Annotated in this window: 16 protein-coding genes; 11 read left to right on the top strand and 5 right to left on the bottom strand. The window is 62.9% G+C overall.

Features of this window, described 5'->3' with window-relative positions; translation table 11 throughout:
* Nucleotides 1–113 precede the first annotated feature (113 nt).
* Nucleotides 114–461 (bottom strand): FKBP-type peptidyl-prolyl cis-trans isomerase, encoded by a 348-nt coding sequence (locus P0D84_RS25275; RefSeq protein ID WP_087753251.1) that lies wholly within the window; start codon nucleotides 459–461, stop codon nucleotides 114–116.
* Between the two features lie 269 nt (nucleotides 462–730).
* Between P0D84_RS25275 and P0D84_RS25270 the strand changes: the two genes are divergently transcribed.
* The 3 genes from P0D84_RS25270 (at nucleotide 731) to pdeM (ending at nucleotide 5,473) form a co-directional block, all read left to right on the top strand.
* Nucleotides 731–2,020: an NRAMP family divalent metal transporter gene (locus tag P0D84_RS25270; protein WP_408341402.1), complete on the top strand. Its 1,290-nt coding sequence runs from the start codon at nucleotides 731–733 to the stop codon at nucleotides 2,018–2,020.
* Between the two features lie 148 nt (nucleotides 2,021–2,168).
* A complete protein-coding gene (locus tag P0D84_RS25265) occupies nucleotides 2,169–4,814 on the top strand; it encodes a ligase-associated DNA damage response DEXH box helicase (protein WP_408341401.1) in 2,646 nt (881 codons plus the stop codon).
* Nucleotides 4,811–5,473, top strand: coding sequence for a ligase-associated DNA damage response endonuclease PdeM (gene pdeM / locus P0D84_RS25260; RefSeq protein WP_408341400.1), 663 nt, complete (start codon nucleotides 4,811–4,813; stop codon nucleotides 5,471–5,473). Before P0D84_RS25265 ends, pdeM begins: the two co-directional genes overlap by 4 nt.
* 50 nt (nucleotides 5,474–5,523) lie before the next feature.
* On the opposite strand, the gene P0D84_RS25255 is transcribed toward pdeM, so the two are convergent.
* A complete protein-coding gene (locus P0D84_RS25255; protein ID WP_408341399.1) occupies nucleotides 5,524–6,684 on the bottom strand; it encodes a hypothetical protein in 1,161 nt (386 codons plus the stop codon).
* Here P0D84_RS25255 and P0D84_RS25250 point away from each other — a divergent pair.
* Nucleotides 6,623–7,969 carry a hypothetical protein gene (locus P0D84_RS25250; protein WP_408341398.1) on the top strand — a complete coding sequence of 449 codons (1,347 nt, stop codon included), beginning with the start codon at nucleotides 6,623–6,625 and terminating at the stop codon, nucleotides 7,967–7,969. The genes P0D84_RS25255 and P0D84_RS25250 overlap by 62 nt on opposite strands.
* Before the next feature lie 685 nt (nucleotides 7,970–8,654).
* Here the strand turns inward: P0D84_RS25250 and P0D84_RS25245 are convergent.
* Nucleotides 8,655–8,918: a hypothetical protein gene (locus P0D84_RS25245; RefSeq protein ID WP_408341397.1), complete on the bottom strand. Its 264-nt coding sequence runs from the start codon at nucleotides 8,916–8,918 to the stop codon at nucleotides 8,655–8,657.
* 88 nt (nucleotides 8,919–9,006) lie between these two features.
* Between P0D84_RS25245 and P0D84_RS25240 the strand changes: the two genes are divergently transcribed.
* The 5 genes from P0D84_RS25240 to P0D84_RS25220 all read left to right on the top strand — a co-directional run bounded on the left by P0D84_RS25240 (nucleotide 9,007) and on the right by P0D84_RS25220 (nucleotide 14,789).
* On the top strand, nucleotides 9,007–9,768 hold the full coding sequence (locus tag P0D84_RS25240) for a 3-oxoacyl-ACP reductase (RefSeq protein ID WP_408341396.1): 762 nt from the start codon (nucleotides 9,007–9,009) through the stop codon (nucleotides 9,766–9,768).
* 307 nt (nucleotides 9,769–10,075) lie between these two features.
* Nucleotides 10,076–11,464 carry an FAD-binding oxidoreductase gene (locus tag P0D84_RS25235; RefSeq protein WP_408341395.1) on the top strand — a complete coding sequence of 463 codons (1,389 nt, stop codon included), beginning with the start codon at nucleotides 10,076–10,078 and terminating at the stop codon, nucleotides 11,462–11,464.
* A gap of 194 nt (nucleotides 11,465–11,658) precedes the next feature.
* On the top strand, nucleotides 11,659–12,249 hold the full coding sequence (locus P0D84_RS25230) for a BPSL1445 family SYLF domain-containing lipoprotein (RefSeq protein ID WP_408341394.1): 591 nt from the start codon (nucleotides 11,659–11,661) through the stop codon (nucleotides 12,247–12,249).
* 425 nt (nucleotides 12,250–12,674) lie between these two features.
* On the top strand, nucleotides 12,675–14,177 hold the full coding sequence (locus P0D84_RS25225; protein ID WP_408341393.1) for a SulP family inorganic anion transporter: 1,503 nt from the start codon (nucleotides 12,675–12,677) through the stop codon (nucleotides 14,175–14,177).
* Nucleotides 14,178–14,318: 141 nt separating this feature from the next.
* Nucleotides 14,319–14,789, top strand: coding sequence for a histidine kinase (locus tag P0D84_RS25220; RefSeq protein WP_408341392.1), 471 nt, complete (start codon nucleotides 14,319–14,321; stop codon nucleotides 14,787–14,789).
* A gap of 132 nt (nucleotides 14,790–14,921) precedes the next feature.
* Here P0D84_RS25220 and P0D84_RS25215 read toward each other — a convergent pair whose 3' ends face one another.
* Nucleotides 14,922–15,461: a YbaK/EbsC family protein gene (locus P0D84_RS25215; RefSeq protein ID WP_408345983.1), complete on the bottom strand. Its 540-nt coding sequence runs from the start codon at nucleotides 15,459–15,461 to the stop codon at nucleotides 14,922–14,924.
* 196 nt (nucleotides 15,462–15,657) lie between these two features.
* Here P0D84_RS25215 and P0D84_RS25210 point away from each other — a divergent pair, with 196 nt between their 5' ends.
* Nucleotides 15,658–16,986, top strand: coding sequence for a YihY/virulence factor BrkB family protein (locus P0D84_RS25210; protein ID WP_408341391.1), 1,329 nt, complete (start codon nucleotides 15,658–15,660; stop codon nucleotides 16,984–16,986).
* A gap of 337 nt (nucleotides 16,987–17,323) precedes the next feature.
* Nucleotides 17,324–18,511: a porin gene (locus P0D84_RS25205; protein ID WP_408341390.1), complete on the top strand. Its 1,188-nt coding sequence runs from the start codon at nucleotides 17,324–17,326 to the stop codon at nucleotides 18,509–18,511.
* 300 nt (nucleotides 18,512–18,811) lie between these two features.
* Here the strand turns inward: P0D84_RS25205 and P0D84_RS25200 are convergent, their stop codons facing one another.
* Nucleotides 18,812–19,684 (bottom strand): proteasome-type protease, encoded by an 873-nt coding sequence (locus P0D84_RS25200; RefSeq protein ID WP_408341389.1) that lies wholly within the window; start codon nucleotides 19,682–19,684, stop codon nucleotides 18,812–18,814.
* Nucleotides 19,685–19,778 lie beyond the last annotated feature (94 nt).

The following is a 19,778-nucleotide window of genomic DNA, read 5'->3' as shown; positions in this document are numbered from 1 at the left end:
CTTTTAGATCTTTTAGAATTGCCAGGCTATCGAATAGATGTAGTGGCCCAGAAAAAGAAAAACCCCGCTTCGTTATCCGGAGCGGGGTTCAGTCTCACGGGCTTGGCGCCGTATTACTTAACGATACCAACCAGTTCGACTTCAAACGTCAAGTCGCTATTGGGCGGAATCACGCCGACACCGCGATCGCCATAGGCCGTGGCCGCCGGGCAGGTCAGCTTGGCTTTGCCGCCGACTTTCATTTTTTGCACGCCTTGCGTCCAGCAGGGAATCACGCGATTGAGCGGAAAGGTTGCCGGACCGCCATGCTTCGCCGAGCTATCGAACTCGGTGCCGTTGGCGAGCGTGCCGCGATAGTTGACCTTCACGACATCATCAGCGGCCGGTTGAGCACCCGTGCCCTGCGTAAGATGTTCAACGATTACGCCGGAAGGCAGCTTCTCAGTGGTGGACGCGGCCATCGCCGTCGAGGAAAGAACAGTTGCGGCAACCAAAGCAACGATAGATTTCAAAGCGAATCTCCAGGTGGGTAGTGCGTGTCATTGTAGCGGATGGCAACTTCCGGAGGCCGCCGCTCAGCGATGCAGACTATCGCGGAGGCAATGGCAACTGGGCGGCGAGGCGGGTGGCACAGAGAATGCTACGTATTTGAGGAACGGACGACCATCTCGTCCCGGCAATAGCGCCCGTACGACATGATTCGACACAGTTTCCCTGACCGGCGGATACGATGACCACTGAAAACCTGGAACCGGAACTTGTCGTTGAAGACGTCGCCGAACGCTCCTGGATGAAGCGGCTAGGGCCCGGCCTGATCACCGGCGCCGCGGACGACGATCCAAGCGGCATCGCCACCTATTCGCAGGCCGGCGCGCAGTTTGGTTTCGGACTGTTGTGGACGTTGCTCGTCACTTACCCGCTGATGGTGTCGATACAACTCGTCAGTGCGCGCATGGGACGGGTGACGGGCAGAGGACTCGCCACCAATCTGCGCCATCACTACCCCGCTCCGCTTCTGTATCTCGCGGTATTGCTTCTGCTCCTGACCAACACCATCAATATCGCGGCCGATCTCGCGGCAATGGGCGCCGCTGCCAAACTAGTGATCGGCGGTCCGGTCCAACTCTACGTCGCGTTGCTCGGCACGGCGTCCCTGCTGATGCAGGTATTCATTCCATACGCACGCTATGCGAGCGTTCTGAAATGGCTCACGCTTACGTTGTTCGCCTACGTCGCCATCATCTTCGTGATTCCGATCGATTGGAAAGCCGTCGGTCTGAGTATTGTGAAACCGCCGATTCAATTCTCCGGTGGCTATCTGACCACCGTGGTTGCGGTACTCGGGACGACGATCAGCCCATATCTGTTCTTCTGGCAGGCGTCGCAGGAAGTCGAGGAGATTCGCTCGAAACCGGCAGAGCAAGCGCTATTGCGCGCGCCGTTGCAAGCGTCCGCCCAACTGAAGCGGATCAATATAGACACTTGGGTCGGCATGGCGATGTCGAACAGCGTGGCGTTTTTTATCATGCTCACGGCCGCCGCCACGCTGCACGTGCATCACATCGAGGTAAAAACCACTGCCGATGCCGCCACTGCGCTCAAGCCGATTGCGGGCGACCTGGCGTTTGCGCTGTTCAGTCTCGGCATCATCGGCACGGGTCTGCTGGCTTTGCCGGTGCTGGCGGGTTCGGCCGCCTACGCGGCAGCGGGCACGATGAAATGGCGCAACAGCCTGGCGTTGCAGGTGAATCTGGCGAAGCAGTTCTATGGCGTGATCGCCGTCGCGATTGCCGGCGGCATTGCGCTCACGTTCATGCGGCTCGATCCGATCAAGGCGCTGTATTGGAGCGCGGTGATCAACGGCGTCGCGGCCGTACCGATCATGGCGCTGGTGATGGTGATGGCGGCCAGCCCCAAGGTCATGGGCCAGTTCGCCGTGACCGGCTGGTTGCGCTGGCTCGGCTGGCTCGCCACCGTCGCAATGGGGCTGGCGGCCGTCGGCATGTTCTGGCCGACGTGATGGCGCGTGCGAGTTTATTCGACGTGATACGGCGTGCCGGTTTATTCGATGTGATACAGCGTGCGTGTTTATTCGATGTGATGCGGCGTGCGTGTTTATTCGACGCCTTCACGCCGGTGTGCAAATCCGATGCTAAAGAGCGCTTGCGATGACTGAGTCCGCCGATTCCGACGACAACGCCAGTCCGGCATCCTCTGTTTCGTCCGAGCGGCGTCGTGCGCCGCGGCCGCGCCGGATTCCGAAGAGCCGCGAGCAGCAAGCGCGGCTCGATGCACGCGAAGCGGCTTTCGAGCCGATTCCATTTGCCGTCGATGAAGCCACCGCTCGCCGCCCGTTCGCTGAGAGACTCGACGCATGGTTCGAAGCGCGGCGCTGGCAGCCATTCGATTTTCAGCGCGAGGTATGGCGAGAGATCGGCTGCGGCGCAAGCGGTTTGTTGCACGCCACCACCGGCGCGGGTAAAACATGGGCGGTCTGGTTCGGCGCCCTTGCCGCCTTCGCTGCCGCACCGCCCTCCGCCCGGAACCGCGCGCCGCGCGCGCAGCCCGATCCGCTCACCGTCCTATGGATCACACCGATGCGCGCACTCGCCGCGGACACCGCGCGTGCCTTGCAAAGCTCGGCGGCCGAGCTCGCCGTGCCATGGAGCGTCGGGCTGCGTACCGGCGACACCTCGTCAGCGGAACGCGCGCGGCAGAACCGGCGCATGCCGTCGGCACTCGTCACCACGCCCGAAAGCCTGTCGCTGATCCTCACGCGGCCCGATGCGCGAGAGGTCCTCTCGCATGTGCGGCTGGTGATCGTCGACGAATGGCATGAGTTGCTCGGCAACAAACGCGGCACGCAGACGCAACTCGCGCTCGCGCGGCTCGCGCATTGGCGGTCTGAATTACAGGTGTGGGGCTTGTCCGCGACACTCGGCAATCTGCCCTTCGCCGCCGAAGTCTTGCTCGCGCCCGTAAAGACGCCGCGCGTCAGCGTGCACGGTGCGCTGCCTAAGGCGCTGATCGTCGATACCGTGATTCCCGAGACGATCGAACGGTTTCCGTGGGGCGGCCATGTCGGCATGCGCCAGGTCGGCGCCGTGGCCGATGCGATTAGCGAGGCACAGACGTCGCTGGTTTTCACCAACACACGCTCGCAGTGTGAAGTCTGGTATCAGGCGCTGCTCGACGGGCGGCCCGAATGGGCCGGCCTGATCGCGTTGCATCACGGCTCACTCGACCAGGAAGTGCGCGAATGGGTGGAACGTGGTCTGAAGAACGGCATGCTGAAAGCGGTTGTGTGTACATCGAGCCTCGATCTCGGCGTCGATTTCCTTCCTGTGGAACGCGTGTTTCAGATCGGTTCGCCGAAGGGCGTCGCACGTCTGATGCAACGTGCGGGACGCTCCGGGCACGCGCCGGGCCGTCCGTCACGCGTGACGATCGTGCCGACGCATGCGCTCGAACTCGTCGAAGCCGCCGCGGCGCGCGAAGCCGTCGAAAAGCGTCAGATAGAAGGCCGCGAAACGCCGGAGAAACCGTTCGACGTGCTCGTGCAGCATCTCGTCACCGTGGCGATCGGCGGCGGCTTCGATGCGCAGGAACTGTATGGCGAAATTCGCGGCACCTATGCGTACCGGCAACTGACGCAGGAAGAATTCGACTGGGCGCTCGGTTTTGTCGAAGGCGGCGGTACGGCATTGCGCGCGTACCCCGACTACCATCGCGTGGTGCGCGAAAGCGACGGACTGTACCGCGTGCCGCGCGAGGATCTGGTACGTCGGCATCGCAACAACATCGGGACGATCGTCGCGAACGGCACTTTGCACGTTGCCTATCTGTCGGGCGGCCGAATCGGTGCGATCGAGGAATCGTTTATTTCGCGGCTAAAGCCGGGCGATATCTTTACTTTCGGCGGACGTGCGCTCGCATTGATTCGTGTGCAGGACATGACTGCGTGGGTACGGCGCGCCACGTCTTCACGCGGAGCCATGCCGCAATGGGCAGGCAGCCGCATGCCGCTTTCTTCCGAACTCGCCGATGCAACACTGACGATGCTCGCGCGCGCCGCCGACGGCATCTACGACGAACCGGAAATGCGCGCCGTGCGCCCGTTGCTCGAATTGCAACAGAAGTGGTCGGCGTTGCCCGAGCCGGGCGTACTGGTGGTGGAATTGGTGAAATCGCGAGAAGGCCACCACTTCTTTTGTTATCCATTTGCGGGGCGCACCGCGCATATTGGCTTGGGTGCATTGCTCGCATGGCGGGTGGCCCGTGACAAGCTCGGCACCTTTTCCATTTCCATGAACGACTACGGGTTCGAGTTGTTGTCCGCGCAACCATTCGATTGGGCAGCGGCGTTGGAGAGCGGACTATTGTCGCTCGATGAACTCGAGCATGACATTCTTGCGAGCCTCAATTCATCCGAACTCTCGATGCGGCGCTTTCGGGAGATCGCGCGCGTGTCGGGGCTGGTGTTTCAAGGGCATCCTGGACAGCAGAAAAGCGCGCGGCAGTTGCAGGCTTCGAGTGGCCTCTTCTACGAGATTTTCCGCAATCACGATAGCGGCAATCTACTGCTCAATCAGGCCGACACTGAAGTATTGCTGCAGGAACTCGATGCTCAGCGCATTCGTATCGCGCTCGAGCGTATGAATGCAAGCCGCGTGGTCGTCACCCGGCCGAAGAAGCCGACGCCGTTCGCCTTTCCGCTGATTGTCGGACGCTTGCGCGAGAAGGTCAGCACGGAGAAGCTCGCGGATCGCGTCGAGCGGATGCTGGCCGAACTCGAGAAGGCGGCGCGGACATGAGGCCTGCTTCGCTGCCGGTTGAAATCGCCGGGCATCCTGTCGTGCTGTCGAATTTGCGCGCGATGGTCGATCCGGCGCTGCGCTGTCTGTTTGTCGCCGATGCGCACTTCGGCAAGGACGCCGTGTTTCGCGCGCGCGGGATTCCGGTGCCGGTCGGTTCGACCGCCGACAATCTCATGCGCCTCGATATCCTGATCGCCGCGTTCGAGCCGGCCATGCTGGTGTTTCTGGGTGATTTATTGCACGCCCGCGAGGCGCATGCGAAGGAGACGCTCGACGCGTTGCAGGTCTGGCGCGCGCGGCATGCGGGGCTGCGGGTGGTGCTCGTCGAAGGAAATCATGATCGGCATGCGGGGACGTTGCCGGTTTCGCTGGATGTCGAATACGTGCAGGAGCCGTGGCGCATCGGGCCGTGGGCACTGTGTCATTACCCGCAACGAGTGGAAGGCGCGTATGTGCTCGCGGGGCATGTTCATCCCGTCTACCGAATCACGACGCGCAATGATTCGGTGCGTGTGCCGTGTTTCCGATTCGGGACTGCGTGTGGGGTGCTGCCGGCGTTCGGCAGTTTTACCGGGGGCGCGCGCGAGGACGGCAGGGTTGCCGGTGAGAGGGTTTTCCTCGTCGTGCAGGAAAGGGTGATCGAGGTTGCACGGTGAGCTCTGGGGAAGCGAGCGGACGTTGATCTGTCCGCTCGTGCCGCTTTGGCTTAGGCATCTGCGCGGGCGACCGTGTTGTCGGCCGCCACGCGCTGAGTGGAGTTGGCTGCTTTAGTGGCCGTGGCCACCGCCGTAGCCGCCGCCATGACCACCGCCGCCGAAGCCGCCGCCAAAACCGCCTCCGTGGCCGAAGCCTCCGCCGAAGCCACCGTTGCCATGACCACCGTTGCCTTGACCGCCGCCACCTTGACCGCCATTGCCTTGGCCGCCGCCTTGGCCGCCGTTGCCATGACCACCGTTGCCTTGGCCGCCACCGCCTTGACCACCGTTGCCTTGACCACCGTTGCCTTGACCACCGCCGCCTTGGCCGCCGTTGCCTTGACCACCGCCGCCATGACCACCGTTGCCCTGGCCTCCACCACCTTGGCCTCCACCACCTTGGCCGCCATTGCCTTGACCGCCGCCGCCATGACCACCGTTGCCCTGGCCTCCACCGCCTTGGCCACCGTTACCTTGACCACCGCCGCCTTGGCCACCGTTACCTTGGCCACCACCGCCATGACCACCGTTGCCTTGGCCTCCACCGCCCTGACCGCCGTTGCCTTGGCCTCCGTTACCTTGGCCACCGCCGCCATGACCACCGTTGCCCTGGCCGCCACCGCCTTGGCCACCGTTGCCTTGCCCTCCACCGCCTTGGCCACCGTTACCTTGACCACCGCCGCCTTGGCCACCGTTACCTTGGCCACCACCGCCATGGCCACCGTTGCCTTGACCTCCGCCGCCTTGGCCGCCGTTGCCTTGACCACCGCCGCCATGACCACCGTTGCCTTGGCCGCCACCACCCTGACCGCCGTTGCCTTGGCCTCCGCCACCCTGACCGCCGTTACCTTGGCCTCCACCTTGACCGCCGTTACCTTGGCCTCCACCTTGACCGCCGTTACCCTGGCCTCCGTTGCCTTGGCCTCCGCCGCCTTGGCCGCCGTTGCCTTGACCACCGCCGCCATGACCACCGTTGCCTTGGCCTCCGCCACCCTGACCGCCGTTACCTTGGCCTCCACCTTGACCGCCGTTACCCTGGCCTCCGTTGCCTTGGCCTCCGCCGCCTTGACCGCCGTTGCCTTGCCCGCCATCACCGTGAGCGCCTGCGCCATGACCACCATTGCCTTGCCCGCCATCACCGTGACCGCTATCGCCGTGGCCACCATCACCATGGCCGCCGTCGCCATGACCACCGTCGCCATGACCACCGTTGCCCTGCCCGCTATCGCCGTGACCGCCATCACCATGGCCGCCGTCACCGTGGCCACCAGCGCCTTGGCCACCATCACCATGGCCGCCATCGCCATGACCACCGTTGCCCTGCCCGCCGTCACCGTGACCGCTATCGCCGTGACCGCCATCACCATGGCCGCCGTCACCGTGGCCACCAGCGCCTTGGCCACCATCACCATGGCCGCCATCGCCATGACCACCGTTGCCCTGCCCGCCGTCACCGTGACCGCTATCGCCGTGACCGCCATCACCATGGCCGCCGTCACCGTGGCCACCAGCGCCTTGGCCACCATCACCATGGCCGCCATCGCCATGACCACCGTTGCCCTGCCCGCCGTCACCGTGACCGCTATCGCCGTGACCGCCATCACCATGGCCGCCGTCACCGTGGCCACCAGCGCCTTGGCCACCATCACCATGGCCGCCATCGCCATGACCACCGTTGCCCTGCCCGCCGTCACCGTGACCGCTATCGCCGTGACCGCCATCACCATGGCCGCCGTCACCGTGGCCACCAGCGCCTTGGCCACCATCACCATGGCCGCCATCGCCATGACCGCCATCGCCGTGACCACCATCGCCGTGACCACCATCACCATGGCCGCCATCACCGTGGCCGCCGTCACCATGGCCGCTGTCGCCATGACCGCCGTCGCCGTGGCCGCCATCACCATGGCCACCGTCACCGTGACCGCCATCACCATGGCCACCATCGCCATGACCACCATCACCGTGACCACCATCACCGTGGCCGCCGTCACCATGGCCGCCATCACCGTGGCCGCCGTCGCCATGACCGCCGTCGCCGTGGCCGCCATCACCATGGCCACCATCACCATGACCGCCATCGCCATGACCACTATCACCGTGACCACCATCACCGTGGCCGCCGTCACCATGGCCACCATCACCATGACCGCCATCGCCATGACCGCCATCACCATGACCACCATCACCGTGGCCGCCGTGATGCCCACCGCCATCACCATTGCCGCCTGTCCCACCGTCACCGCCGTCACCATTGCCGCCATTGCCGCCTGTCCCACCATCACCATTGCCGCCCGTTCCGCCCGTGCCTCCATCACCCGTCCCACCACCACCACCACCACCACCACCACCGCCGCCGCTCCCCCCACTCCCGGCACCGAGTCCTGCCCCGCCGCCTCCACCACCGTTAGCGCCCGCCCCGTTCGACGAAGTCCCGCCGCCATTGCTGCTCTGTGAGCCCGAAGCCGACGTCGACCCCGGACCCGTGGCCGCCGCTGCCACGCCAATTCCGGCGGACGCCCGCAATCCACCGTGTTCCGACTTGCAGCCAAGCGTGTCGAAAAGCAGACAATCGACCGGCAATGCTTGCGTGACCATCATCTTCGTCGAATTCGCCGACGACGCCACAGCTGCTGCCGGACTCGTTTGCGCGCCCGCCATCGCCGCATAAAGACTCACAGCAACCGCCAATACCGCTCGGCTTGTCCCCAACGCCCGCGCGTCCCCGTTTTGCTTTTTCATTTCATTCTCCTAACCATGTATTCTGAAAAACAGATCCAGATAACGAGTGAATCCCTGTTCGCCTTTAAAAAAGTGAAACTTCAAAGCCCGGTCGACATTGCGGCGTGCCACACGAAAACGCGCGACACCCTGCATCTCTCCCGCAGATAACCCGGTCCGATTTGACGTGATTCGGGAGAGACAACTGGCTGCGCGCGAACAAAGTCTTGAAAGGGCACAGCAGGGCCTGATGGACGTTGAAGTTATGCGCAGCGCCACCAGGTGACCGTGCGCTAGCCCACGCAATGTGCGATTGACGGCCTGTTTTCCGATCAATTACGTTGCATGACTGTCAAATATCATTAACTGCCGTTTTGTAAATGGCCGGAAAAATTTTTCTCTAGATACGCAGTCCAAACTATTATTTTTGATTTGGAATCGTGGACTCCTTCATCGCATGAATCGAAGGACCGTAGACCAACTTTTTATTTGGAGTGAGGTGCGGCGCAAACGCGTAGACCGTGACGCGAACAAGCGTTTCGTATAAGTGTCTGTCCGCACATAAAAGAGCATTTGCAAAGGTGGAAGTGAGGACCATCACACAGACAGTGCACGCGCGCGCTCCCGTGGTTTTCCCGTTACGCACATCGACCACCGCCTGCGCAGCCGCGCTATCGTGATCCATGCGTCGCCGCACTGACCAGGAAAGCGCGCGAAATCCGATCAGGCGACAATAGGAAAATCGCAAGCTCATCAACAACGGGAACAGAGAGATGCTTTTATCCGAACAATGGGTGCTGGTAACGGGTGGCGCCCGCGGACTCGGCGCGGCAATCACGCGTGCACTGTTACGCGAAGGCGCGGGCGTCGTGGTGAATTACCGCAGGAGCGAAACGCTGGCGCACGCGCTAAGAGAAGAGTTTGGCGACCGTGTCCTGCCGATCCAGGCGGACGTGACCGACGCGACCGCCATCGCGCGTCTATTCGAAACCGCACAGGCGCAAACCGGGCAACCCATCGTCTCAGTGGTCAACAACGCGCTGGCCGACTTTCAGTTCGACGGCGACGGCCGCCCGAAAATCGACTCGATCGACTGGGCGCGCTTCCAGCAGCAGTTGGACGGTTCCCTCAAGGGCGCGCTCAATACGATGCAAGCAGCAGCCGCGGGCATGCGCTCGCGCGGCTTCGGCCGCATCGTGAACGTCGGCACGAATCTGTTTCAGAATCCCGTGGTCCCCTATCACGACTACACGGCGGCCAAAGCGGCGCTGTTATCGCTCACGCGCACCGCGGCTCACGATCTCGGCCCGGACGGCATCACGGTGAACATGGTGTCGGGCGGCCTGCTACGCACCACGGACGCGAGCGCGGCTACGCCGGAATTCGTCTTCGACCTGATCGCCAGTTCAACCCCGGTGCGGCGCGTCACGACACCTGAAGAGTTTGCCGACGCCGTACTGTTCTTCCTGTCGCCGTGGGCGCGCGCGGTCACCGGTCAGAATCTGATTGTGGACGGCGGCCTCGTGAAGGGTTGATGCTACGGAAGTGTCGCCGCGCAGCCACCACCCCGGCGCCCAACCAACACTTCTTCGCGGCGACTTTTCCCGAAGCGTTTCCACCATCCCGGGCCTCGCGGAGGGTCATCATTCTCCCTGCGACACGCAGACACTTGCGGCACGAGCTTTCGCGCGATATCGGCCGCGGATTCGGGTTTACCTTCGTTTGACTTCCGGAGGCAGGCCCGTTTACTGGACGCAAATCAAACCTTTCAGACGCCTTCATTTTGCTTTGTTCAGCTGAATAGTGGTCTGAAAGCGTCTCTACTGTGTCTGGAGGTGTGTCATGGTGAGTGTGTCCAGCAGTGCCGTCGAAGAACTCAAAGCCGTGGTCCGGGGCCAACTGCTGCTGCCCGGCGACGCGGGTTTCGACGAGGCCCGCAGTATCTGGAATGCGATGATCGACCGGCATCCGGCAATGGTATTGCGCTGCGCCGGCGCGGCCGATGTGCGCCGCGGCGTAGCGTTCGCGCGCGACAACGGTCTGCCGCTGGCGGTGCGCGGCGGCGGCCACAACATCGCCGGTACCGCGCTGTGCGACGACGGCCTCGTGATCGACCTGTCGCTGATGAAATCGGTACATATCGATGCGGCAGCGCGGCGCGCGTATGTCGAGCCGGGCGCGACGCTCCGCGATTTCGACCACGAAGCGCAAGCGTTCGGGCTCGCCACCCCGCTCGGCATCAACTCGACCACCGGCGTGGCAGGTCTGACGCTCGGTGGCGGCTTCGGCTGGCTGAGCCGCAAATACGGCATGACCGTCGACAATCTGATTTCAGCGGACGTCGTCACCGCCGACGGCGAGTTGGTCCACGCGAGCGCCGAATCACACGCAGATCTGTTCTGGGCGATTCGCGGCGGCGGCGGCAATTTCGGCGTCGTGACGCGTTTCGAATTTGCGCTGCATCCGGTCGGGCCACTGGTCTACGGCGGCCTCGTGGTATTGCCGATCGAGCAGGCGAGGAATGCCCTGCTCCAGTACCGCACGGCGGCAGAACAGATGCCGGATGATCTGAGCGTTTGGACCGTTTCGCGGCTTGCCCCGCCGCTGCCGTTCCTGCCGCCCGAAGCCCACGGCAAGCCGGTCATCGTATTTGCGATGTGCTACACCGGCCCGATCGAAAATGGCCCGTCCGTGGTGGAGGCCGTGCGCGGCTTCGGCACACCGGTCGGCGAACATCTTGGGCCGATGGCCTACGCCGCGTGGCAACAGGCATTCGATCCGCTGCTCACGCCAGGCGCGCGCAACTACTGGAAGTCGCACAACATAGGCAAGATTTCGGACGGTCTCATCGATGCCCTGCTCGATGCGATCGGCAAACTGCCGTCGCCGCAATGCGAAATCTTCTTCGGGCAGATCGGCGCGCAGACGAGCCGGGTGCCTGTCGAGGCGACGGCCTATTCGAGTCGCGACACGCAGTACGCGATGAACGTGCACGGCCGTTGGGACGACGCAAGCGATGACGAGCGCTGCATTGGCTGGGCCCGCGCATTCTTCGACGCATCCGCACCGTTCGCGCTTGGCAGCGTGTACGTCAACTTCATGACACAGGAGGAAGGCGGCCGGGTGGCCGACGCGTATGGACCGAACTACGAGCGTCTCGTCGCCGTGAAAAAGCACTACGACCCGCACAACCTGTTCCGCCACAATCAGAATATCCGCCCGGCGGCGTAGGGACTGCGGGGGAGCGGAGTTGAACGTCGTCAGTCCGCGCGCGAACGTCAGCTCAGTGCGGCTGTCTGATAACAACCCGTGGCGTCAGGCACGTTAAATGCTGATTAGCAATTGACGTACGAGCTTGCTGGCGTCACGGCACTCACGGTTCAGACAGCAAACACAACCTCCATCACGCACAGGGGAAAATAATCATGCGCAGACGACAATTCATCATGACCACGAGCGCCGCGTTGGCAACTGCGAGTTTTAGCCTCGCCGGCTGCACCACTACGTCGCCGTCCTCGAGCGCGTCGCCTTCGGCGAACGCCGGCAAGCGCGACACGATCAATGTCGGTGTCGATTCCACGCTCTCTCGCCTGTACGCGAACGTCACCGGATCGCGTGAACTGGTGGGCAAGGCGCGCGGCGTGCTCGTGTTCCCGTCTGTGATTTCGGCAGGCTTCTGGGTCGGCGGCCAATACGGCGAAGGCGCGCTGCGCGTGGGCGGACGCACGTCGGGCTACTACAGCACCGTCGCGGGCTCGTTTGGTTTGCAGATCGGCGCACAGTCCAAGGCGCTGGTGTTTCTGTTCATGACACAAGAGGCGCTCGACAAATTCCTCGGCAGTCAGGGATGGGCAGCAGGCGCCGATGCAACGGTCGCCCTGTTGAAGATCGGCGCGAACGGCGCGGTCGATACCTCGACCGCTACGAGCCCTGTCGAAGCTTTTGTGCTGACGAACGGCGGCCTGATGGCCGGTGTGTCGCTCGAAGGCACCAAGGTCTCGCGTCTGATCATCTGAGAGGGTTCGTGGTGTTTTTGGTGTATTGCGCATGGCACGCTGATGCCATCGCTAACACCCACAATCAGGCGCAGTCGCGCGGTCGCGCAAGCGGCTGCGTGACCTCCCGTGTGACCTCTCCATCCGGCGGCATCACTCGCGCCGCGATCAGCGCTCTGCTTGCCGCGCCGGTCACTTTGACCGCACTGCTGTAAAATTCGCCCGTTTTGCAATCCTGCCTGGCCACTGCTCCGCCTTAGCCATGACGTTCATCCTGTCTGGCGCCTCGCGTATCGCCACGCTGTTTGCCCCTCGGTTTCGCCACTCCGCTGACCACGCGCGTAAGGCTTTCGCGTGCGGAAAGCCACGGCATGCCGACTTTTACGCATCGATAGCGCAGCCGCACAGCCGACGCGCTCTCAACCCCAAGTCCCCGTTTCCTTCAGATGAACACTGCTAGTCCCACTCCCCGATGGCTCGCCAAACTTCCAGGTATCAGGAGCAATGTGCTCGCGGGTCTCACCTCGTCGTTCGCGTTGGTGCCGGAATGTATCGCCTTCGCGCTGGTCGCCCACCTCAATCCCTTGATGGGTTTGTATGGCGCGTTCTTCATCTGCACGATCACGGCTTTGTTTGGCGGGCGGCCCGGCATGATCTCCGGCGCGGCCGGTTCGATGGCCGTGGTGATCGTGGCGCTGGTCGTGCAACACGGCGCGCAATATCTGCTCGCCACCGTGATACTCAGCGGCATCCTGATGGCGCTGTTCGGCGCGTTGCGGCTGGGCAAGCTGATTCGCATGGTGCCGCACCCGGTGATGCTCGGTTTCGTCAACGGCCTCGCGATCATCATCGCGATGGCGCAACTGGCGCACTTCAGGCAAAGCACGCCGCAAGGCGAACAATGGCTGCACGGCAGCGCGTTGCGGTTGATGTGCGGTCTCGTCGCGCTAACCATGCTGATCGTCTATCTGCTGCCACGGCTCACACGCGCCGCCCCGCCCGCACTGGTGGCGATCGTCGGCGTGGGGCTGTTCAATCAGCTCTCGCACCTGCCTGCGCGCACGCTCGGCGACATGGCCCACATTGCCGGTGGCCTGCCGAGCCTGCATGTGCCCAGGGTGCCGCTGAATCTCGACACGCTGCATGTGGTGCTGCCTTACGCGGTTCTGATGGCAATCGTCGGTCTGCTGGAAACGCTGCTTACGTTCAACCTGACCGACGAGATCACCGAAACCCGCGGCCAGCCTAATCGCGAATGTCTCGCGCTGGGCGCGGCAAATATCGCCTCGGGCCTGTTCGGCGGCATGGGCGGCTGCGCGATGATCGGGCAGACCATGATCAATCTGAATTCGGGCGGCCGTTCGCGGCTGTCGGGCATCGTCAGCGGCGTGATGATCCTGATGTTCATCCTGTTTCTGTCACCCCTGATCGAACGGATTCCGCTGGCGGCGCTGGTCGGCGTGATGTTCGTGGTGGCGCAGCAGACCTTCGCATGGGGTTCGCTGCGGGTATTGGGCAAGGTGCCGCGCAACGACGCGCTGGTCATCGTTGCGGTCACAACCATCACCGTGTTCTCCGATCTGGCGATCGCGGTGTTGTGCGGCATCGTGATCGCCGCGCTCAATTTCGCCTGGCAACACGCCCGCGAAATTCACGCGCATATCGAAGATCACGGCGGCGACAAAACCTACGTTCCGCGCGGCACGCTGTTTTTTGCGTCGACCAGCCGCTTTCACGAGCTTTTCGATCCGGCAAAAGATCCCGGTCACATCACGGTTGATTGCCGCCACCTGACGCTCGCGGATCATTCCGCATTGGCCGCGCTGCAGGGACTGTTCGAACGCTATCGAAAAGCCGGCAAGCAATTGCGTGTGGAGAATCTGTCGGAGCGCAACCAGCGCCTGCTGAGCCGCGCCGGCATTGAGATTTCGGGAAGCGGCGCGGCTTGACGCGCCCCGTAGTCGATCCAGATTGCTCGCACCGGTCCGGCACGTCCCCTGTAATATATGAACATTGACGAAAGGTAAATCGACCCGAAGCCATGTCTTTTTTACTACATTAGAAGATTCGTGCAGCCTGCCGGAGGGCCCGTGACAAGACGCGTTTCGCTCGAGGATGAATCCGAGTTCGCAATCTGGAGGTTTGGCAGTGTGGTGGAAGAGGCACCGTCGCGCCGCGTCATGATAGGACATCGCGACAAAGCGATCGGCGAATCGCTGTTGCTGTTGTTGTCGCTGAAGGGATTCGACGCGGTCTATGCCGCCGACGTGATCAAACTGGATCGCTTTCTGAAATGGTGGAAACCGCATGCAATCTTGCTGGACACGCGGCTCGATTCCGCCTCTGACTTTCAATTTACGCGCGCCGTGCGCGGCGAGCCATCGAATGCCGGAATACTGTTACTGGCGATGAGCAACATCTGGCCACTTGATCCGATTGCCGGGCTCAAACAAGCCGGTTTCGATGGCCATTGCCGGCGACCGTGTTCGCTATGGCGCGTGGTCGATATCCTCGAAGGCTATTTCGCCCAGCCCAAAGTGGGACCGGCCGGTCCGCACTGAACACGGCGGGTCGGATCACTGCCGTTGCGGCAGCGCGAATCCGGCAATGTGCCGCCGATTGCGCGGTCTGCTCCGCGCCGCCGGCGTTCCCGGCGTTCTGCTTCACGGCCGCGCTACGCTGTCCCACGCTGCTCACTCGGCCGGCAGCGTAAGCGAGGCCACTTCGCAGCGCGGCCACTGCTGCAGCACTGCGGGCGCCAACAGCAACTTGGCCGCCCGCACCCCGGCTCCCATCACGATCTGAGCACGCTCCAGCACCGCGGCATCGACGAGAATGCGCCAGTCTGCCGGCAAGCCGAAGGCGGTAATGCCGCCGAACTCCATCCCGCTATGCTCCACGGCGGCCTCCCGCCTGGCAAACGAAAGGCGCTGCGCGCCGAGCGCAGCCTTCACCGCGCCGTTGATGTCGAGGCGCAGCGAACCCAATGAGACCAGCGCCGCGTAATGCTCGGCGCCGTCCTTCTTGTAGCGGACCACGATCGTATTGGCGCAGTCTTCGAGGCCAAAGCCGTAGCGCGCGCTGAATGCGGCGGTGTCCGAAGCGTCGTCGCTAACGGCAAATACGGTGACGCCCTGGGCCGGCAAATGCTCGACGACATGCGCCGGCAAATGCGCGCTCAATTGTTCGGCGGGAATGATGTCCAGCTGTTTGACGAGTTCGTGCGAGTGCATAGTAGAAAAGAGTGTGAAGGTCCGGCGACATTCTAACGGCATGCCTGCGGGCGCCGCATCGCGGGCATGCGGGTGCCGCGCTTGTTATAGTGACAGGCACAAGGTTTGCGAAAGGTATCGGTGCGAGGACCGCCTCGACGCCACCTCAACGGCACGCACACGGCATCCGGGCGCCAGTATCCCATTGAGAACGACCATGGACATCGACACGCTTTCCGCCGAGAACCTCCAGTTGGTGGCCCGCAAGCAGGCCAATTGGGCAATCGGCGCATTCAAACAGTTTGCCGACGACCGCTGCGCAGCCATGGCCGCCAGCATTGCCTTCTACGCGGCATTCTCGCTCGCGCCCACGCTGGTCATGGTGATTGCCGTGGCGGGCTGGTTCTTCGGCGCCGAAGCCGCGCGCGGCGAGCTGTTCACTCACATTCACGGCCTGCTTGGCGACCAGGCCGCCGCCGGCGTGCAGACCATCGTCGAGAACGCCCATCACAGCGGCAGCGCCGGCGGCATCGCGGCGATCATTTCATTCACGATGCTGGCGATCGGCGCTTCGGCCACCTTCTCCTCGCTCAACAGCGCACTCAATATAGTGTGGCCGTATACCGGGCCGCGCTCGTCGAGCGTGATCGCGATGGTGCGCGTGCGCCTGATTTCGTTTGGCCTCGTGCTCGGTGTCGCTTTCCTGCTGATCGTCTCGCTGGTGCTCGATACGGTCATCACGTTCGTCGGCAAGTGGCTGTGGGGCAACTCGCCCTACGTGGTGATCGGCAACCTGCTGCAACTCGGGGTCGGCTTGCTGGTGCTGGCCTTCGCCTTTGCCGGTCTTCTGAAGTTTCTGCCGGACGACAAGGTGCGGTGGCGCGATGCGTTTGTGGGCGGGATCGTCGCAGCGGCGTTGTTTTCGGCGGGCAAGAAACTATTCGCGCTCTATATCGCGCATGCCGGGATGGCGAGCTCGTTCGGCGCGGCCGGCTCGCTGGCCGTGTTGTTGATGTGGCTGTACTTCTCGGCTGCCGTGCTTCTGCTCGGCGCGGAGTTTTCGGCGGCACGCGGACGCATGCACGACCCGCGCGGCGGCTGGGGCATGCAGGAAGACTCGCCGCCCGGCAGCCGTGCCAAACTCGCTTCGGTACTGGCGGCCTCGACGGTATCTGGCGATGCACTCCTTCGCGAGGAAGACCGCGACGCCCGTGCTACCGCCAACTTTGCTCCTGCAACCGGAGCGGCAGCCGCCACGGCGCCTGGCGCGGCCACCCCCGCGTCGGCCTTGCGGCGCGCGCAAGCGCGCAACAAGGCTTCGGCGCGGGCGACCGCGCTCAAGATCGGCCGCGCCGTTGTCCTCACTGAAGCACAGGCGACACGTCTCGCCGCCGTCTCGCTGGTGGAAGCCGGCCGCACAGCCGTCGCGGCTGATCGCTATGTCAGACGGCATCCATGGACCTCGGTGTTGTTTGCGGCGGCGGCCGGCCTGGCTGCCGCCACCATTGCGCGCCGCAGCGGGGACGATAACGCCCGTCGAGGCTGAGGACTGGGACGCCGCGTCAAGCGAAACGTGACCTCACTTTTCCATGAACGCTGAAGAACGCTAAATCCGGTTAGACGACTAGATTACGAAAACCATTCAAATACGTGTCTAAATTGAAGGTACTGGAACCTTCACTGTCAACAAAACAACAATAATGCCTCGTCGACGAATCAATATTGCGAAAACGGCAATAATCGTTAACGGTCTTTAAATACAAGGCTTTGCGTCGTTTGTCACTTTTTAGAGACAGTCTTTTTTTTCCTGTTCTAGTCAATTGAGGCAGTGAGCTATTCTCCTTTCCGCAACAACGAAACTAATCATCTGCGTGGAGATATGGATGAAACGAATCGCACTGTCTACCCTCTCGCTGGCGCTTCTCGGCGTCACCGGCGTGGCACATGCTCAAAGCAGCGTTACCCTGTACGGCTTGATCGACGAATCGGTCCAGTTCGCTCACAACACGGTTAACGCGTCCGGCGCGAACAGCAACCAGGTTGGCCTGGTCGGCGGCAACCTGCAAGGCGATCGCTGGGGCTTGAAGGGTACGGAAGATCTGGGCGGCGGCCTGAAGGCGATTTTCCAATTGGAAAACGGCTTTGACGTGAACAGCGGCAAGCTGCTTCAAAGCGGCAGAATGTTCGGTCGTCAAGCCTACGTCGGCCTGACGGGCGACCAGTGGGGTACCTTCACGCTGGGTCGTCAATATGACCCGCTGGTCGACCTGGTTCAGCCGCTGACGGCTGACAACTACTTCGGTTCCACCTTCGCTACGCCGGGCGACGTCGACAACAACGACAACTCCTCGCGCACGAACAACGCCATCAAGTACACCTCGCCGGTGTGGGGCGGCTTCCAGTTCGAAGGTATGTACGCTCTGGGCGGCGTGGCTGGCCAGACGGGTTCGGGTCAAACGTGGTCGGGCGCCGCAACGTACGCAACGGGTCCGTTCAGCGTGGCTGCAGGCTACTTCCTCGCCGATAACGGCAACACGCTGGCTAGCCGTACGGCTGGCACGCCGCCGACGGCAGGCTGGAATGGCAGCACGTCGGACGGCACGTTCGACAACCAGATCAACAGCGCATACGCCGCTGCCAAGTCGATCGGCATCGCTTCGGTTGCCGTGCAGTACGTAGCAGGCCCGTTCACGGCTAATCTGCGCTACAGCAACGCACAGTACAAGCCGGACGCGAACTCGGGCTTCGGTTCGACCGAGAAGTACAACGTCGGCGGTGCATACCTGGGTTACCAGGCAACGCCGGCAATCCTGGTTGGCGTGGGCTACACCTATACGAAGGCTAGCGGCGACGCGAGCGCAACGTATCACCAGGTTTCCCTGGGCGGCGACTACAACCTGTCGAAGCGCACGGACATCTACCTGGTTGGCGCGTATCAGCACGCCAGCGGCGACCAACGTGCTTCGAACGGCACGCTGGTCAACGCAGGCGCGGCAATCGGTTCGTACAGCTACAACTCGGCGTCCAGCTCGCAAGAACTGGTCAGCCTGGGCATCCGCCACAAGTTCTAATCGAACTTGATGGACTGCTGAAGCAACACGCAGTTGAAGACCAGCCACGGGCGAAAGCCGGTGGCTGGTTTTTTTCGTCTGCCGGTTGGTTCTGGCGTGCGCGGCGAGCCGTCGACTCGTGACGCGTGCGTATCACGCTACGAATAGATGGACCGCCACGCGCGCACAGCGCGTCCGTCGTCATTAATCCGACAGGATCAACCGCGGGGAAGTAAAAGAAAAAGGCCGCCGGTAAGCCGTTATCAGGCTCACGACGACCTCGCTGTGAAGCTTCAGACTGCAAGAGCGGCCCCGGATTGCCTAGCGCCGCTGGGCCTTTCCCTTTTCCGACTGCGCCAAGGTCTGCGCCGGCTTCGCATCGAGCTCATGCTCGACACCGTCGGCGCCTACTGGCGCGCGATGCAGCACGAGCGCCCGTTCACGCTGCAGCAGCGGCACATTGGGCGAATCCTGCCAGTCCGGATCGGGAATCTCGCCGAACACCTGACGCAGCCGCTCGCCCCACGTGCGGTGAATCATCTCGAAGTAGGCGTTGTCGTGATCGATCGAGACGAAGCGCGTGATGCGCAGCGAATCCTTCTGATAGACCAGCAGATCGAGCGGCAAACCGACCGACAGATTCGAGCGCAGCGTCGAATCCATCGAGATCAGCGCGCATTTGGCGGCTTCGTCGAGCGGTGTGGAAGGCGTCAGCACGCGGTCGATGATCGGCTTGCCGTACTTGGCCTCGCCGATCTGGAAATACGGATTCACGGCCGACGCTTCGATGAAATTCCCCGCCGCATAGATCATGAACAGACGCGGCCGGTTGCCCGCGATCTGGCCGCCGAGAATAAAGCTGCAATTGAAGTCGACGCCGAATTCCTGCAACGCCTCGGCTTCGCGCTGATGCACGCAACGCACCGCGCGGCCGATCACGCGGGCCGCGTCGGCCATGGTGGGCGCGCTCCAGAGCGTGGGCTGCGCAGGATCCGTCGGTTCGGAGAGCTCGTGCAGCACGGCTTGCGTGAGCGACAGATTGCCGGCACCCAGCAGCACGAGCATGCGTTCGCCCGGATGCTCGAACACCGACATCTTGCGCGCGGTGCTGATGTGATCGACGCCCGCATTGGTGCGCGTGTCCGAAAGGAACACGAGCCCTTCGTCCACGGACATCGCGACACAGTAAGTCATAACGAAAGGTACCCGCAAAAAACGACAGAACGGCCTATTGTAATGCGGCGCGCATGCGCCTTTACCGCATATTACGGCCGCTGGCAGCCTCCGC

This window comes from Paraburkholderia sp. RL17-337-BIB-A (genome assembly GCF_046025895.1).
GTDB classification, from domain to species: domain Bacteria; phylum Pseudomonadota; class Gammaproteobacteria; order Burkholderiales; family Burkholderiaceae; genus Paraburkholderia; species Paraburkholderia fungorum_C.
The sequence above is the reverse complement of the archived record's forward strand: the minus strand, read 5'-3'. Positions and strand labels throughout refer to the sequence as shown.

What these genes read in the sequence shown, in the direction of transcription:
- P0D84_RS25275 (WP_087753251.1), bottom strand. Translation starts at nt 461, where the DNA reads ATGGCCGCGTCCACCACTGAGAAGCTGCCTTCCGGCGTAATCGTTGAA.
- P0D84_RS25270 (WP_408341402.1), top strand. Translation starts at nt 731, where the DNA reads ATGACCACTGAAAACCTGGAACCGGAACTTGTCGTTGAAGACGTCGCC.
- P0D84_RS25265 (WP_408341401.1), top strand. Translation starts at nt 2,169, where the DNA reads ATGACTGAGTCCGCCGATTCCGACGACAACGCCAGTCCGGCATCCTCT.
- pdeM (WP_408341400.1), top strand. Translation starts at nt 4,811, where the DNA reads ATGAGGCCTGCTTCGCTGCCGGTTGAAATCGCCGGGCATCCTGTCGTG.
- P0D84_RS25250 (WP_408341398.1), top strand. Translation starts at nt 6,623, where the DNA reads ATGACCACCATTGCCTTGCCCGCCATCACCGTGACCGCTATCGCCGTG.
- P0D84_RS25255 (WP_408341399.1), bottom strand. Translation starts at nt 6,684, where the DNA reads ATGGTGATGGTGGCCACGGCGATAGCGGTCACGGTGATGGCGGGCAAG.
- P0D84_RS25245 (WP_408341397.1), bottom strand. Translation starts at nt 8,918, where the DNA reads ATGGATCACGATAGCGCGGCTGCGCAGGCGGTGGTCGATGTGCGTAAC.
- P0D84_RS25240 (WP_408341396.1), top strand. Translation starts at nt 9,007, where the DNA reads ATGCTTTTATCCGAACAATGGGTGCTGGTAACGGGTGGCGCCCGCGGA.
- P0D84_RS25235 (WP_408341395.1), top strand. Translation starts at nt 10,076, where the DNA reads ATGGTGAGTGTGTCCAGCAGTGCCGTCGAAGAACTCAAAGCCGTGGTC.
- P0D84_RS25230 (WP_408341394.1), top strand. Translation starts at nt 11,659, where the DNA reads ATGCGCAGACGACAATTCATCATGACCACGAGCGCCGCGTTGGCAACT.
- P0D84_RS25225 (WP_408341393.1), top strand. Translation starts at nt 12,675, where the DNA reads ATGAACACTGCTAGTCCCACTCCCCGATGGCTCGCCAAACTTCCAGGT.
- P0D84_RS25215 (WP_408345983.1), bottom strand. Translation starts at nt 15,461, where the DNA reads ATGCACTCGCACGAACTCGTCAAACAGCTGGACATCATTCCCGCCGAA.
- P0D84_RS25210 (WP_408341391.1), top strand. Translation starts at nt 15,658, where the DNA reads ATGGACATCGACACGCTTTCCGCCGAGAACCTCCAGTTGGTGGCCCGC.
- P0D84_RS25205 (WP_408341390.1), top strand. Translation starts at nt 17,324, where the DNA reads ATGAAACGAATCGCACTGTCTACCCTCTCGCTGGCGCTTCTCGGCGTC.
- P0D84_RS25200 (WP_408341389.1), bottom strand. Translation starts at nt 19,684, where the DNA reads ATGACTTACTGTGTCGCGATGTCCGTGGACGAAGGGCTCGTGTTCCTT.